At 40.7% G+C, this 15,155-nt stretch carries 13 protein-coding genes; 8 read left to right on the top strand and 5 right to left on the bottom strand.

Annotated elements, in window-relative coordinates:
• Window positions 1–133 precede the first annotated feature (133 nt).
• From QMA12_RS18950 to QMA12_RS18920, 7 genes are all read left to right on the top strand, one after another.
• Window positions 134–1,381, top strand: a complete 1,248-nt coding sequence (locus QMA12_RS18950; protein WP_290211064.1) for an amino acid deaminase — start codon at window positions 134–136, stop codon at window positions 1,379–1,381.
• 12 nt (window positions 1,382–1,393) lie between these two features.
• Window positions 1,394–2,245 carry a MurR/RpiR family transcriptional regulator gene (locus QMA12_RS18945; RefSeq protein ID WP_290211063.1) on the top strand — a complete coding sequence of 284 codons (852 nt, stop codon included), beginning with the start codon at window positions 1,394–1,396 and terminating at the stop codon, window positions 2,243–2,245.
• A 2-nt stretch (window positions 2,246–2,247) separates the two neighbouring features.
• On the top strand, window positions 2,248–3,717 hold the full coding sequence (locus tag QMA12_RS18940; protein ID WP_290211061.1) for a D-aminoacylase: 1,470 nt from the start codon (window positions 2,248–2,250) through the stop codon (window positions 3,715–3,717).
• The gene (locus QMA12_RS18935; RefSeq protein ID WP_087534022.1) at window positions 3,710–4,093 is read left to right on the top strand and encodes a RidA family protein; all 384 of its coding nucleotides are present in this window, start codon (window positions 3,710–3,712) and stop codon (window positions 4,091–4,093) included. Before QMA12_RS18940 ends, QMA12_RS18935 begins: the two co-directional genes overlap by 8 nt.
• A gap of 165 nt (window positions 4,094–4,258) precedes the next feature.
• Window positions 4,259–5,707: a sodium:solute symporter family protein gene (locus QMA12_RS18930; protein ID WP_290211060.1), complete on the top strand. Its 1,449-nt coding sequence runs from the start codon at window positions 4,259–4,261 to the stop codon at window positions 5,705–5,707.
• 117 nt (window positions 5,708–5,824) lie between these two features.
• Window positions 5,825–8,053, top strand: coding sequence for a family 20 glycosylhydrolase (locus QMA12_RS18925; RefSeq protein WP_290211059.1), 2,229 nt, complete (start codon window positions 5,825–5,827; stop codon window positions 8,051–8,053).
• Between the two features lie 218 nt (window positions 8,054–8,271).
• Window positions 8,272–9,126: a mechanosensitive ion channel domain-containing protein gene (locus tag QMA12_RS18920; RefSeq protein WP_087533167.1), complete on the top strand. Its 855-nt coding sequence runs from the start codon at window positions 8,272–8,274 to the stop codon at window positions 9,124–9,126.
• A gap of 287 nt (window positions 9,127–9,413) precedes the next feature.
• Here the strand turns inward: QMA12_RS18920 and QMA12_RS18915 are convergent, their stop codons facing one another.
• Window positions 9,414–10,016, bottom strand: coding sequence for a LysE family transporter (locus tag QMA12_RS18915; RefSeq protein ID WP_087533168.1), 603 nt, complete (start codon window positions 10,014–10,016; stop codon window positions 9,414–9,416).
• A 95-nt stretch (window positions 10,017–10,111) separates the two neighbouring features.
• Here QMA12_RS18915 and QMA12_RS18910 point away from each other — a divergent pair, with 95 nt between their 5' ends.
• Entirely contained in the window at window positions 10,112–11,008 is an 897-nt protein-coding gene (locus QMA12_RS18910; protein ID WP_290211058.1) for a LysR family transcriptional regulator ArgP, read from the top strand.
• A gap of 385 nt (window positions 11,009–11,393) precedes the next feature.
• Here QMA12_RS18910 and astB read toward each other — a convergent pair whose 3' ends face one another.
• From astB to QMA12_RS18890, 4 genes are all read right to left on the bottom strand, one after another.
• On the bottom strand, window positions 11,394–12,746 hold the full coding sequence (astB, locus tag QMA12_RS18905) for an N-succinylarginine dihydrolase (protein ID WP_290211057.1): 1,353 nt from the start codon (window positions 12,744–12,746) through the stop codon (window positions 11,394–11,396).
• A 57-nt stretch (window positions 12,747–12,803) separates the two neighbouring features.
• Window positions 12,804–13,034, bottom strand: a complete 231-nt coding sequence (locus tag QMA12_RS18900; RefSeq protein ID WP_290211056.1) for a hypothetical protein — start codon at window positions 13,032–13,034, stop codon at window positions 12,804–12,806.
• Window positions 13,035–13,520: 486 nt separating this feature from the next.
• Window positions 13,521–14,531: a zinc-binding alcohol dehydrogenase family protein gene (locus QMA12_RS18895; RefSeq protein ID WP_290211055.1), complete on the bottom strand. Its 1,011-nt coding sequence runs from the start codon at window positions 14,529–14,531 to the stop codon at window positions 13,521–13,523.
• A gap of 87 nt (window positions 14,532–14,618) precedes the next feature.
• Window positions 14,619–15,056, bottom strand: coding sequence for a MarR family transcriptional regulator (locus tag QMA12_RS18890; protein ID WP_087533172.1), 438 nt, complete (start codon window positions 15,054–15,056; stop codon window positions 14,619–14,621).
• Window positions 15,057–15,155 lie beyond the last annotated feature (99 nt).

Genomic DNA, 15,155 nt, shown 5'->3' with positions numbered 1-15,155 from the left:
ACTATTGAGTTGTTATTAATTAACATTACTTTCAAGCAAAATGCAACAACAATTACATTAACATTTGATAGTTTTTTGATCTTAATTGTAAGCTTGTAGTCTAACTTTATGATTTTAAATAAGAGTTTTAGTTATGCAGCAATCAGTAATGAACAGTAAAAATAGTATTGATACTAGCAATAAAGGTTTGGGTAACAGTGATGAGTTTGCTCATAGTGGTTGGTGTGTTGCAAAACAACAGGTGAGCCTGCCTTGTGCGTGTATTTACCAAACTCGGTTAGATAATAACATTGCATGGATGGCAAAGTTTGCACAGCAAAGTAAGGTGGAGTTTTCACCGCATGGTAAAACCACTATGGCACCGGGTATTTTTAAAAAGCAGTTAAATGCAGGTGCTTACGCGATCACCATTGCAACGGTACAACAAGCTGTGGTGGCTGCTCGCGCTGGTGCAAAGCGTATTATTATGGCCAACCAATTAGTTGGCAAAGCCAACATGCAGCAGCTTAGCTATTTATTAAAACAGTATCAGATTGATTTTTATTGTTTAGTGGATGATATTAGCAATGTAACAGCCCTTGGTGAATTCTTTTGTGAGCAAGGTTTACAAGTTAAATTGCTGATTGAGTTAGGAGTACCTGGCGGGCGTTGTGGTGTAGTTGATGCTCAAAAGCTTCAACAATTGACCGCGCATATCAAGCAGTTTTCTTCATTACAGCTTGCCGGTATTGAAATATATGAAGGCGTATTGAGTACGCAAAGTGAAGTGACTGCATTTTTAGCAGATGCGGTCGCAAAATGTAAAGCTTTGATAGCTCAACAGGCTTTTGCTACAGAGCAAGTAATCATTACTGCTGGTGGCTCTGCTTGGTATGACTTAGTGTGCGATGCATTTGCACCACAAAATTTGCTAGATAATATGACTCCAGTGATCCGCCCTGGTTGTTACGTAGCCCATGATCAAGGGATTTATGAACAAGCACAACAGAGTGTTTTAGCGCGTAACCCGCTGGCATGCAATATTGGCAGTGACTTACAGTCATGCTTAGAGGTTTGGGCGTATGTGCAGTCATTGCCGGAGCCTGGTCGTGCCATTATTGGTATGGGTAAGCGAGATGTCGCTTTTGATGCTGGATTACCCATCCCTAACTTATATGTAGATCAATCTGGTACAGTACGACCTGCAGGAGCCGACTGGAAAGTTGAACAAATAATGGATCAACATGCCATGCTGACTTATACCGGCACTGAACAACTAAAAGTGGGCGATATTATTGCATTTGCAACTTCGCACCCATGTCTTACATTTGATAAATGGCGTTATATTAATGTCATAGATGATGACTATAACGTTATTGAGATCTTTGATACGTATTTTTAGGAGAGTAAATAATTGGATATTGTTTCGCGAATTAAAGAGCGCTTAGGCCATTTACGTCAATCAGAGCAACTCGTTGCACAATTAATTTTAACCGATCTGCAATATGCAGCATCCGCAAGCATTAGCGACTTAGCTTTGCGCGCTAAAGTGAGCCATGCGTCAATTACGCGCTTAGCAAAAGCATTAGGCTGCGACAATGTACGGGATATGAAGCTACAGCTTGCGCAATCACTGGCAGTTGGGGAGCGTTTTATTAGTGAAAACGCCTCAGCCCGTGAAGATATTCCGGCAATTTACCAAGCAATTCACAATATTTTAGATATCAATGCTGGGCTTATTGAACAGTCTTTAGTAGAAGAAGCAGCACGCTGTATTGCAGGTAGCCGTCATACACTCATTTTTGGTGTTGGGGGCGGCAGTTCGGTAGTAGCACAAGAGTGTCATAACCGTCTATTTAGGCTTGATGTACTTAGTAATGCTTATAGCGATCCCGTGATGATGCGTATGACAGCAGCCAGTGTTGACGTGAGTGATGTAATAATTGTGTTGTCGTTAACAGGACTTGCGAACGATCTTATTGATGCAGCATGTATTGCCAAAGATTACGGCGCAAAAGTAATTGCTATTTGTCCTGATAGTGCGCTTGCTGATACAGCGACAATTCACTTACCAATCAAAACAAATGAATCCGATTATATTTTTACGCCAAGTACGGCTCGTTACGCCATGCTTGCTGCGGTAGACATTCTGGCCAGTGAAGTGGCTATTTTAACGCAGAAAAAATCGCGTGAGAAGCTGCGCCGTATTAAACATGAGCTAGATGAGTACCGTCAAGGACCTGATCGCGCACCGCTAGGAGATTAACGATGCAGTACGATATCTCGCAACCAGTAGACACCATTATCTATCAAGCAAAGGTATTTGATGGCTTAGGTAATGCGCCAGTGCATATGGACGTTGCAATTAAAGGACAGCAGATTGTCGCACTGGGTGAGTTATCTGCATACCAAGCAAAAGAAAAAGTTAAGGCTAATGGACTGTGTTTAGCGCCAGGTTTTATCGATGTGCACACTCACGATGATTTAGAAGTGCTCAGAAACCCTGATATGGCGGCTAAAATCAGCCAAGGCGTAACGACGGTTATTACAGGCAATTGTGGCATTAGTGCCGCACCTGCCGAGTTAGCAACGGATGCGCCAGATCCAATGAATCTATTAGGTGACAAAGCTGAATTTAAATTTGCTCAGCTGCGCGATTATATCGACGCTTACAATGTGCGAAAAGCCAATGTCAATGTGGCGGCATTAGTTGGCCATACAACACTTAGAAATAATGTAATGGTTGATTTACTATGCCCAGCTACAGCAGCTGAAATAACCACAATGCAGCAGCAACTTGATCTTGCTCTCAGCCAAGGCGCATTAGGCTTGAGTACTGGCCTTGCCTATAAAAATGCCAATCAATCACCCTCTTCTGAAGTGCACGCGTTTGGCGAGGTCTTGAAAAAACACCATGCGATCTATACCACGCATTTACGCACCGAATTTGACGCGGTACTTGATGCGATGGATGAAGCGTTTGCAATGGAGCAAGCATTCGATATTAAGGTGATTATTTCGCACCTTAAATGTGCAGGTAAAAATAATTGGGGGCGAGCGCCTGAGTTATTGGCTAGGTTTGCCGAGCAAGGTGAGCACTCAAAATGCAGTTGTGACGCTTACCCGTATGCCGCAAGTTCCAGCACCTTAGATTTAAACCAAGTGACGAATGATTTTGATATTTTTATAACTTGGTCAGAAGCCCACCCTGAAATGGCAGAACAATTACTGGCCGATATTGCCAAACAATGGGGCGTTAGTTTGCAAGATGCAGCTAAACGGTTACAACCCGCAGGGGCGGTTTACCATGGTCTTAATGAAGACGATGTAAAAACTATTCTTGCGTTTGATAAAACCATGATTGGCTCTGACGGTTTACCGTGCGATCCGCATCCTCACCCGCGATTATGGGGCTCATTTCCACGTGTTTTAGGCCATTACAGCCGTGAACAAGGTATCTTTTCCTTGGCAACGGCGATTCATAAAATGACTGGTTTAAGCGCAGCAAATTACCGTTTAGCAAACCGTGGGGTGATCAAGGTTGGTTACTTTGCAGATTTAGTGCTATTTGATGCCGATGAAATTATTGATAACGCGACCTTTGTTGAGTCCGCTTTACCGGCATCGGGTATTCATCGGGTTTGGACTAACGGTCAAGCCACATTTAACGATAAACAGATTTTGCCCACATATTCGGGTAAATTTTTAACATCACTAGGAGCAAGTAAACATGATTAAACGAATTGGTATCGAAGGCGGTACAGGCACAGGTGGGCAGCACTTACCTTTTTCTCGCGCAATAGAAGCCGGTGGTTGGTTAATGGTATCTGGGCAAACCCCAATGAAAGATGGCGAAGTGGTTGAGGGCAGCATTATTGACCAGTCACGTTTAGCTATTCAAAACTGTCTCGATATTATGGATGAAGCAGGTTATGGCCTTGAGCACGTTGCACATGTCAAAGTGATTCTAACAGATGCGCGTTACTTTCAGTCGTTTAATAAAGTGTTTAAAGAAGTATTTGGCGAGCATCCACCAGCTAGAATTTGCGCGGTAGCTGATTTAGTTGTCGACTGTAAAGTTGAGGTAGATGTTACCTGTTATAAAGCACCTTAAGGTTTTGTCAGCGCTTAAATGACAGCGTTGACATTTATACCTAAGAGCACATATAAAAAAATAATCGTTCTTAGGTCATCAACAGAATAATAATTATCACCAATCACGTAATTAAAATGACGTGCTGTAGCTAGCGCTGCGTGGAATGGTGGAGCAGGATGTCTTATGAAGTGGCAATTATTAATGGCCTTTTTAGGCTACTTAGGATTTATGATCTGGTTTGGCTGGTGGGTGAGTCGCAATGCTAAAGGCGGCGATAACTTTTTATTAGGCGGACGCAACTTACCTTTTTTACTCACACTAGGCACGACCGTTGCCACTATGGTGGGCACTGGCTCGTCAATGGGGGCTGTTGGTTTTGCCTATAATAACGGTTGGGCAGGGATGATCTATGGTTTAGGCGGAGCATGCGGTATTTTGCTATTAGCTAAACTATTTGCTCCTGTGCGCAATCATGAATTTATGACCATGAGCGAAGAGGTCTCCTACTATGTTGGCGCTCATCCTTTGATTAAAAATACCATTGCGGTGTTTATTTTTGTTGCTAGCATTGGCTGGTTAGGTGCACATATTTTAGGCGGTGGGATGTATCTTGCGTGGTTGACTGGGTTATCACCGCTTTCGGCTAAGCTACTTATCGCTTTAGGGTTTAGTGTTTATGTGGTGATTGGTGGTTACGTAGCTGTTGTTTGGACTGACTCCATTCAAGCTATTGTCTTGTTTGTGGGCTTTTTTTTAATGGCAGGTGTCGCGCTTTATGAAGTAGGTGGCGTAGCGCAAATCGCAAATACTCAACCTGCCCTGAATCAAAGCTTCTTGTCACTTGATAAAATAGGGATTGTGCAGGGGTTATCATTATTTTTTGCCGTACTCGTTGGTGTGTTGGTTGCGCCTTCATTTCGCCAACGTATCTATTCAGGTAAACATGTAAAAAGTATAAAGCAGTCTTTTTATTTGTCGGGCGGCTTATATTTAGTGTTCGCTATTGTGCCAGCTATTATCGGAATGGCTGCCTATGCGCTTAACCCTGAACTTGAGAACAGTGCATTTTCGTTCCCCTACATGGCATTCGAACTCTTGCCTTTTGGTTTAGCTGCTTTGGTGATTATAGCGGGTTTGTCAGCCACAATTTCCAGTGCCAGCTCTGATGCAATTGCTGCGGTGAGTGTGCTAATTCGTGATATTTACAGTTTAGTGTTTAAACGTATGCCCCATGCAAAAGATGTGGTTATCCTTTCGCGCATAGGATTGGTTTTAACCATAGGGACTGCACTGTTACTTGCGCTGCTGACTAATGATGTTATTGGCTATATAACAAATATGATTGCAACGCTGATGTCTGGCTTGTGTGTGTGTGTTTTACTCGGTCACTTTTGGCCGCGTTTTAACTGGCAAGGTGCGATTGCTGCTTTAGTCGTGTCGTTGATTGTTTCGCTGGCCATTATTGCAATTCCAACGTGGCAAGCATTTTGGGGCAACCCGATTATTCCAGCTACTTTAGCCTCGGCCTGTATTGCATTTATTATCACTTTGCTAACCCCAATACAAACATGTGATAGTGCGCAAGCTTTGGCTATTTTAAAAGCTCAGCGTGAAGAAATGCAGCATGATTAATCATAAGAGCCACAAAAGAACAGGAATTAACTAATGAAAATAATAATGAAACTAATCTTAGCGAGTGTTTTTTTAAGTTGCTCTAGTTACATTTTCGCTGCTGCAAAAGTGCCCTTAATGCCTATGCCTACAAAGGTAGAACCACTGAGCGGCACAACAGAGCTGAACTCATCTCTCAAAGTGTATATTGCCAATAAACAAATGTCATTATTACAACCGTTGTTAGAAAATTCATTAATAAATAGCTCATTTAAAACGGTAGTGCTGACTGGATCACAGCAGGCGCAATTACATATAAATATCACAAAAGCTGTGAGTACGCTTCCTTATCTAAATATGGATGAAAGCTATAGCTTAGAGATTGCAGATAATGAAGTTAGATTAAACAGCGCTAATCAATATGGCATGTTAAGAGGACTGGCAACGCTATCTCAGCTTTTATTTAGCGCTCAACAACCGCTAAAGTTGGATAATTTAAAAATATATGATGAGCCAACCTACCCTTGGCGAGGTTTGTTATTTGATGGTGTTCGTCATTTTCTGCCTCTTGCTGATGTGAAACGAACATTGCGAGGTTTAGCCTCAGCTAAATTTAATGTATTCCATTGGCATTTAACTGACGACCAAGGCTGGCGAGTAGAGTTAAATAGCTACCCTAAACTACATAAAACCGCATCTGACGGGCTTTATTATACGCAAAGTCAGATCAAAGAGGTGGTTAGCTATGCAGCTAAATTAGGGATCCGAGTCGTTCCTGAGTTTGATGTGCCAGGTCATGCAAGTAGCATTGTGCTTGCTTATCCAGAGCTTGGTAGTGGAACAACATTAACTGAAATGGAAAGACATTGGGGAGTGTTTAAACCTTTGCTTGATCCTAGTAACCCAGATGTTTACACGTTTGTGGATGAGGTTGTTGCTGAGCTAGCTGGCTTATTCCCTGATCCATACCTACATATTGGCGGGGATGAAGTTGACGATAGTGATTGGCAAAAAAACGTTAAAATACAATCTTATATGGAAGATGAAAACCTGCCTGATAGTGCTGCATTACATGCTCACTTTAATCAAAAAGTGGCCACTATTTTAGCTAAGTACGATAAAAAAATGATTGGTTGGGACGAAGTACTGCACCCTAGTTTACCAAAAAGTACCTTGGTGCAATCATGGCGAGGCCATCATTCATTAGCGGCTATTCGTGAAGCTGGTTATGATGGCTTACTTTCTAGCGGTTTTTATATCGATCAACCACAATGGACAAGTTATCATTATCGTAATCACCCCAATCCACCTATTGAAAAGCGAATCACAGCAAAGCAAGTAATTAGCAGTGTTGATTTTAGCCTTAAGCGCTTAAAAGGCAGTGCAGTTAAAGGTGATGTGACGCTATTTAAAACGAGTGCAAATGAACTAGTGGCGTTAGTTAATATTGTTGGTAAAGGTGGATTTATTTCAAAACAGGTCGTGATGAACGACAGTAATACCGCTGTTTCTATAGACACTTGGATGGGGCCAACAAAATTATTACTTGGTTCAACAAATGGAGAAAATACCATTGCCATGGTAGGTAATACCCCTTACCCATTAGCGGTTAGCCCAAAAACGACATCAACAATGCAAACGCTCGAATCGGCATTATCGCGCCAGCAAGATACAGTGAAAGCGGGTAACGTGCTCGGTGGAGAAGCAACGATTTGGGCTGAACTTATCACTACAAATAACTTAGACACTCGCTTGTGGCCAAGGCTATACGCGATAGGCGAACGTTTTTGGTCATCTGCGCAATTAACGGATGAACGTGATATGTATTCACGATTAATGATAATGGAACGTTTTGCTGATCAGAAAGTAGGGCTATTGCACCAGCTGCAACTAAATAAACGTTTACAAACATTATCTAAAACTTCTGCTGATACCAACGCGTTACGAGTTTTTAGTCAGTTAATTGAACCTGCACATTATTATACTCTACATCACTTGGCGTTTTTACGTGATGAATATAATCAGTATGCTCCGCTTGATAAGCTGGTTGATGTTTTGCCAGTAGAAAGCTTGCAGTTAAAACAACTTGATTTTGCCATAGCGGATTATCAACAGTCGTGTGATCACGAGGATTTAAGTTTAGTTACCAACAAACTAAACAGCTGGCAAATGTTGTTAGAGAAAAACCAGTCTTTATTTTTATCAAATAAGGAATGGCAAGCGAGCTATTTAGAACTGATTTCAGCGTTGAACAACAAAGACCAATTGAATACGCAGCAGGCTATTAAAATCAACAATGGCAGTATAACGCAGGTGGTTCAATCAATTAACGTTTTAAAGCAAGCTAGGTTAAGCTGTGGCCGTTAATTCATTGCTTTAATCTAATATTCTTGAAAATAGAATAAAACAATAGGTTTATGAGCGCGATAGCTATATACTCGCGCGCGCTTAGCTGTGGTCAAATTTAAGTCAGTTACTTTTATCAGCCACTTGCTAAATAGTGAAGTTAAACTGGGTTGCTTTAAAGCATCGTGCCCTGTTTTATATTGTGTTGTTTTTACAGCAATTATTTACGGAAATATAACGTGAAAGATAAGCTTTTAGTCTTTTGGCAAAACCACTCAGATACCCTCATTACTTTAGGGTATAACTTAGTATTAGCATTGGTGATAATTATTGCCAGTGTGTTAATTGCGCGCTCGGTTAAAAGAGCAATCAAAAATTCTAAATCACCACTTAAAAAAGTGGACGATACCTTGCTACCTATTTTATCAAGTGTTGTTAGCTATTTGGTATATGTGATTGCAGGGCTGTTTATCTTAGATATTTTTGGTGTTAATACAGCAAGCTTAATTGCTCTGATGGGGGCTGCAGGTTTAGCTATAGGTTTGGCGCTTAAAAGTACGCTTAGCAATATAGCTGCAGGCATTATGCTATTAATACTTAGACCTTTTAAAGTAGGGGACTTTGTTGATGCAAGTGGTACAACCGGTACTGTGAGTGAAATAAATCTATTTACCACAATATTTAAAACCAGTGAGGGTCTCTATATTGCCTCGCCAAATGGCAAAGTCTGGAGCGGCAATATTAAAAACTTCACCCGTAATGGTAAAAGGCGCATGGATATTGTGGTAGGTATTTCGTTTACAGATTCAATAGATAATGGCTTAAATGTACTTAAAGCAGTCGCCGCGTCAGAGAGCCGATTATTACCAGAGCCAGCCCCAAAAGTTATGGTGACTTCAATTGGTGAAAGCGCGGTGAATATTCAATTACGTGCATGGACGGTGAATAGCGATTATTGGCAAACAGTTTGGGATCTAAATAAACGGGTGAAAGAGTCTATTGAACAAGCGGGGCTAACTATCCCATTTCCGCAGCGCACTTTGCATATCTCGGAGTCGATGGCATCGGCAGTAACCGTTAATAAAGATGTGTAAAACGTAGCTTGTAAATATACCTAAACAAAGCCAGTCAGCAAATACTGAGTGGCTTTACACTATTTGTACTAATAACTATTGGCTAACTGTTAAAGTGACGTCAACATCATCACCCGTGCTGTACCAGTTTAAGCTAGTTGATTATCACCAGCGGTGATGAAGGCAAGCTCAAACTCATATTGATTGTCGGTAATTAAGGTAAAGCAGGTTTAATAAAGTAAATAGTCTCTAAAGAATGCCGTAATGAGCCTTCACTGCAACCATACTTAAAATAGTACTGTTTTAATTTATTGGTTAGGCACGTTATACAATTGCAGTGCCACAAAACATAAAATGGCGGCGATACAGCTATCAAAGACACGCCATCTAAAAGGAGAGCTTAAAATTGTTTTTAGTTTAGGTGCAAATAACACTAAACTACTAAACCAAATAACAGAGGCAATACAGGCGCCAATGGCAAAATGCATAGGCTGTGGTTGCAATGCGCCAATACTGCCAAGCAGTAGTACGGTATCTAAATAAACATGGGGGTTTAATAAACTGATAGCAAAGGCGGCAAGAGCGGTTTGCCAGCCACTTACTTTTATTGTATGGCCAACTTTTAACCCAGAGGTTCCTTTAATTGCACTGTGCGCAGAGCCAAATGCTAAGTAAAGCAACATGGCTATACCGCCCCAAGTTAACCACGGCAATAACGCTGGTAGCCATAGTTTTAACTCATTAGCCGCAAATACCCCCACAATAATTAAAGTGGCGTCGCAAACGATGCAAACCGCAGCTAAAATAAAACGATTTGCCCCTGCCATACATTGACTTAAAATCCAAATATTTTGCGCGCCAATGGCAATAATTAAACTCAGCCCTAACATCACACCAGACAAAAACGACATACCGCAAACCCATTCAATTATTCAATGCCTTGCAGGGTAGGGGGAATTCTGCTACAAATCCAATGAATATATTTTTTGTTATATGCGTAAAAGTCATGATTGATTATCAGTTGCTCAATGCACTTAGTGTTGTAATAAGTGAAGGCGGGTTTGAAAAAGCCTCGAAAAAATTATTTATAACGCAATCGGCGGTAAGCCGGCGTATTCATCAGCTAGAGGCCAAACTAGGCGAGCCGGTATTAATAAGAACCCAGCCCCCATCGCCAACTGCACTTGGCAAGCGCTTACTTAATCATTTACAGCAAGTGTTACAGCTAGAAGTAGCGCTTAATGTGGGGGCTTTCAACGAGCATACTGATTTAAATACACCACTTAGCGTAAAAATGGTAGCCAATGCTGACTCCCTCGCAACATGGTTGCCCGAGGCACTGGCCGTGCTAGACACTGAACTAACCTGTAAACTACGTTTTGAAGTCATTAGTGAAGATCAATCAGTTGCTCATAAAAGAATGAAAGACGGCGAAGTGATGATATGTATTAGCTCATCGCCAGAGCCGGTCAATGGCGGCTTAGTTAGTCCACTTGGGGCAATACGCTATAAAGCGATTGCTAGTCCTGAGTTTATAAAACAGCATAAGTTGACTGAGCTTTCGCAATTAGCACATTTACCGTGTTTAGTGTTTAGCGATCTGGATAAATTACAGCATCAATTTTTAAACGACATTAACGCTGCAATTCCACTTTTTACACATATTTATCCGTCATCTGAAGGCTTTAAACAAGCGATGATCGCAGGGTTGGGCTATGGGTTATTACCTACCTTACAGCTAGGAGATTCATTGGAAAAAGGGGAGTTAGTTGATTTATTCCCAGACTATTACATAGATACACCTTTATACTGGCACTATTGGCAAACCGAAAGTCCGCAATTAAAAACCTTGCGTAAATTTGCACTACAAGTTGCGGCTAAACGGTTAGAGCCTATTAAGTAACCTGAACGCAGGGCAATAAATACCTTAACCAACGTTTAGGTTAAATAAAGAGCTTATCGCTGCCTTAAGTAATATTTAGCTACCGCTAGTTTAGCTATCATTACACTAATAATGGTTTTAAACGTAACTTGTTACAGCTTGGTTCTATTAACACCTAACACCTAACACCACCTAACCCACATCAACTGATTTTTATAATCATCAGGTTTAACGCTATTAGTATTAAGGCGATATCTAATAGGGATAAGCTACTCAATTAATTTATAAAACAACACAATACTTTGTAGTTCGCCCAAAGAGTTTAGGCGAACTGCGGTATTTCTGCGACTTTTGTGAATTCTAATTTATGCTATGTATTGTACTTCACCTAGCTGAACGTAGATCATTATTGCAGCTCTAATTGAAAAGGATATACAGAGCCAAGTTCAAGAATTTGTGTGAGTTCATCAAGTGCTTGCCAACTCTCAAGCAACAGGTTTGGATCGGCAAAATCTTCACTACTTAGCTTATCGCGATAATGCTCATTCGCCCATTTACATAATTGTTGGTACTTACTATCCGTTAAAATAACCGCAGGGTTAACAGCTGCGAGTTCTTGCTGATTGAGTGCCACTCTTAGGCGTAAGCAAGCAGGACCACCGCCATTTTGCATACTTTGCTTTAAGTCAAAAAATTGCACTTGATTGACTGGTTTATCAGCGCTGATCATTTCGTTGATAAACGTGTTAACGGTACTGTTATTTTGGCACTCTTGCGGAGCAACTAAGAGCATTTTTCCGCTATTTAAACTGACTAATTGGCTATTAAATAAGTAGCTTGTAACGGCATCTTGGATACTCACTTTCGCCGTTGGCACCTCGATTATGTGTAATGTTTTTTCACCTAAGTAAGCACGTTTTATCTGCGCTAAAGCATCAGCTTGATTTAAAAAAGCTTGTTCGTGGCACAATAATACATTTGCATTGCCGACAGCGATTACGTCATTATGAAATACACCTTGATCAATTACCGCAGGGTTCTGTTGTAGTAAAATCTGGCTACTAGGCTTTAATTGGTGCAATCGACAGATTGCTTGTGAAGCTTCGAGTGTTTGTCTTGCTGGAAATTTATTAGGTTTTGTTAAAGCACTATTAAATGCACTTGCGCCATAAACAAACATTTCCAAACCGCAGCTTGCATGGTCGTCACTCAAACGGGTGTGATTTGCAGCCCCTTCATCACCAAAAAAACCTTGATCGGGTAAATGCGCATGATGACTAAACGTTTTCGTGTCGTTAAACATTGCTTTAAGTAACCGGGTCGTGGTGGTAGGTTCTAAAGAGCGATGAAATTTATTATTTAAATTAGCAGCAGTGAAATGTACTTTTTTGTCGAGCGTATCAACAGAAGGAGACACAGTTGCAGCATTGGCAGTCCACATGGCAGAAGCAGAGTAGCATGCACGTAGTAAAATAGGATCAGCCTTGTAGGCTTTGCCAATAACATCACTATCGCGACCGCTAAAGCCTAAACGGCGTAATACATTAATGTCAGGTCGTGCGTGGGGGGCGAAAACACCTTGGGTCAGCCCTAAATCATGCATAGCCTTCATTTTTGCAAGGCCTTGTAGCACCGCCTCTTTGGGATTTGAGTAACTTGTTGCATTATTTAATGAGGCAACGTTACCGTATGACAATCCTGCGTAATTGTGAGTTGGGCCAACAAGGCCATCAAAGTTTACTTCTACTGCTTTATTCATTCTGTTACAACATGGTTGGAGGGTTTATTAAACTATAGCCAAAATTAAAAAATATCTTTAGTTTAGATTTGCTAATTCTAGCTCGATAATTTGTAAGTTTTGCTGCAAACGCTTTTGAGTTGCAAGCAAATAAGCTTTTTGCTGTGATATTTTTGACTGCTGTTGGCGTAATGCTTTGTAGATCACACGTTTGGGTAAATCATACTGTGTCGACGCTTCGGTAATTGTAAGTTGATGTACAGACAGTTTTTTTAGAGCTTCATCTAAATAAGGATAATCACTTAACATATCTGCGCTCCCTTTCTGCGGTGGTGTGTGTATCGTTTGCTTCGTGAACGTGCCAAACACTGATGTCTAAGCGCCACAATAAATATAAAGTGTGATAAAAGTTAGTCATAGCTCGAGCTCCCTGTAGACGAGGTAAATGAAGTTAAAACTCACCATTAATGAGTTACCTTTATCTATAAGGAAGATCTATGCCAGCCTGCATAATTATTTTTAGTTATTTTAGAACAGTGGGTTATGATTTTTTATTATTTTTACTTTATGGCGAAGCACTAATGTAGTGAAAAATACGGTGCGATTTGCACTTTTATGATGCGTATCTATAGTGCTAAGAGAAGTAGAGTCATTCATTATTTATGAACGGGTTTAGATATTGAAAACGTTTTAAAATTAAAGCTAATTCAGACATACAAAACTGTAGCAGATTAAAGTAAGTAATATGCCCTCTTTAATGAGTAGTTACTTATCGTAAGAGGGCGCATATATTAACTAAAACCCTTCGAGTACCAACTTACCCCTTGACTGGTGAGACTCTAATATGGCGTGGGCTTTTAGCAGGTTTTCGACATTAATTTTCCCAAGGTGTTGGCCTAGAGTGGTTTTAATGGTGCCGTTATCAACCAAGTCAGCTAACTCAGTCAGTAACTGATGTTGCGCTATCATATCGTCAGTTTGGAACATTGAGCGGGTATACATAAATTCCCAATGCAGTGAAATACTTTTACGCTTGAGTTTTAAAATATCAAAGCTTGCAGGGTCGTCAATTAAGGCCAGTTTACCTTGTGGCTTGATCACTTTGATTATTTCATCAAGATGTTGATCGGTATGGGTTAGACTAACCACTAAGTCGAACTCTGCAAGCTTATGCTCAATTCGTTGTGTGTCTAAGCTTTGTGAATGATCGAGCACATGATCAGCTCCTAACTCTTTTAGCCATATAACACTTTGCGGTCTAGAAGCCGTACCTACTACGGTTAAGTTAGTCAGCTGTTTTGCCAATTGCACTAAAATAGAGCCAACACCACCAGCGGCGCCAATAACGAGTAATGAAGCTGGTTTTGCATCTTTGGCGCGTGATAGTTGTAAACGATCAAAAAGTAGCTCCCACGCGGTAATACTGGTTAATGGTAAGGCAGCCGCTTCTGGGTTGCTAAGCGAGACTGGTGCTTTACCTACTATGCGTTCGTCAACCAATTGAAACTCTGCATTACTGCCAGATCGAGTTAGATCACCTGCGTAATAAACACGGTCGCCAACATTGAATAAACTCACATCATCGCCAACGGCTTTAACAATACCAACAGCATCCCAACCAATGACTTTATGGCCGTGCTCTGGAGTCACATTTGCGCGAATTTTAGCATCAACAGGGTTCACTGAAATCGCTTTGACTTCAACTAATAAGTCGTGCCCTTGCGCAGTTGGCATGGGTAATTCGATTGCCTCGAAAGAGTTATCGCTTAGTGTTTTTGTTGCGGCTTGATATCCGATAGCTTTCATAATTAGCTCCTTGGAAGAAAGTGATACCTCACTATAACGTATATCGAATATATAAAAAGAGCAGTAATCATGAATCACTTTCAAAAATTATTTGATAGTTAAATCGTTATTTATTTTATCGAGTAAAGAGATGAGCTGTGTGGCTTCTGATTCTGAAATTGAAGGAAACTTACAGCGTATTTGAGCTGGGATACTTTCTGCTTTTAGTTGCAATTGGGTGCCCGCAGGTTGAAGCTGTATTACTCGTTTTCGTTTATCGTGCTCATCTTTAATTACATGAAGCAGTTTCTTTTCGGTCATTTTTTTTAGGATTTGCGTCATTGCTCCGCCATCAATAGCGGTTTTAGTGAGTAGCTCATTAATACTGATTTTGTCTTTTTCCCACAGTGCCATCATTACCACGTACTGTGGGTAGGTTAAATCAAGTGCCGTGAGGGCCTCGCGATAAGTGCGAACGATGCTATTTGATGCCATATATAAGCGGTGGCAAATTTGATTATCTAGTTTTAATTGTGGGAATTTCATATCTATGCACTCTTTTTCGTCATGCTTATATTTTAATTTGCATACAAAGTATTTGCAATGTTGATTTAATTCGCTTATTATTTTGCATACAAAATAAAT

Origin of the sequence: Pseudoalteromonas sp. APC 3893, assembly GCF_030408095.1 — a bacterium.
GTDB lineage: Bacteria > Pseudomonadota > Gammaproteobacteria > Enterobacterales > Alteromonadaceae > Pseudoalteromonas.
This window is presented reverse-complemented; position numbering and strand designations above follow the sequence as displayed.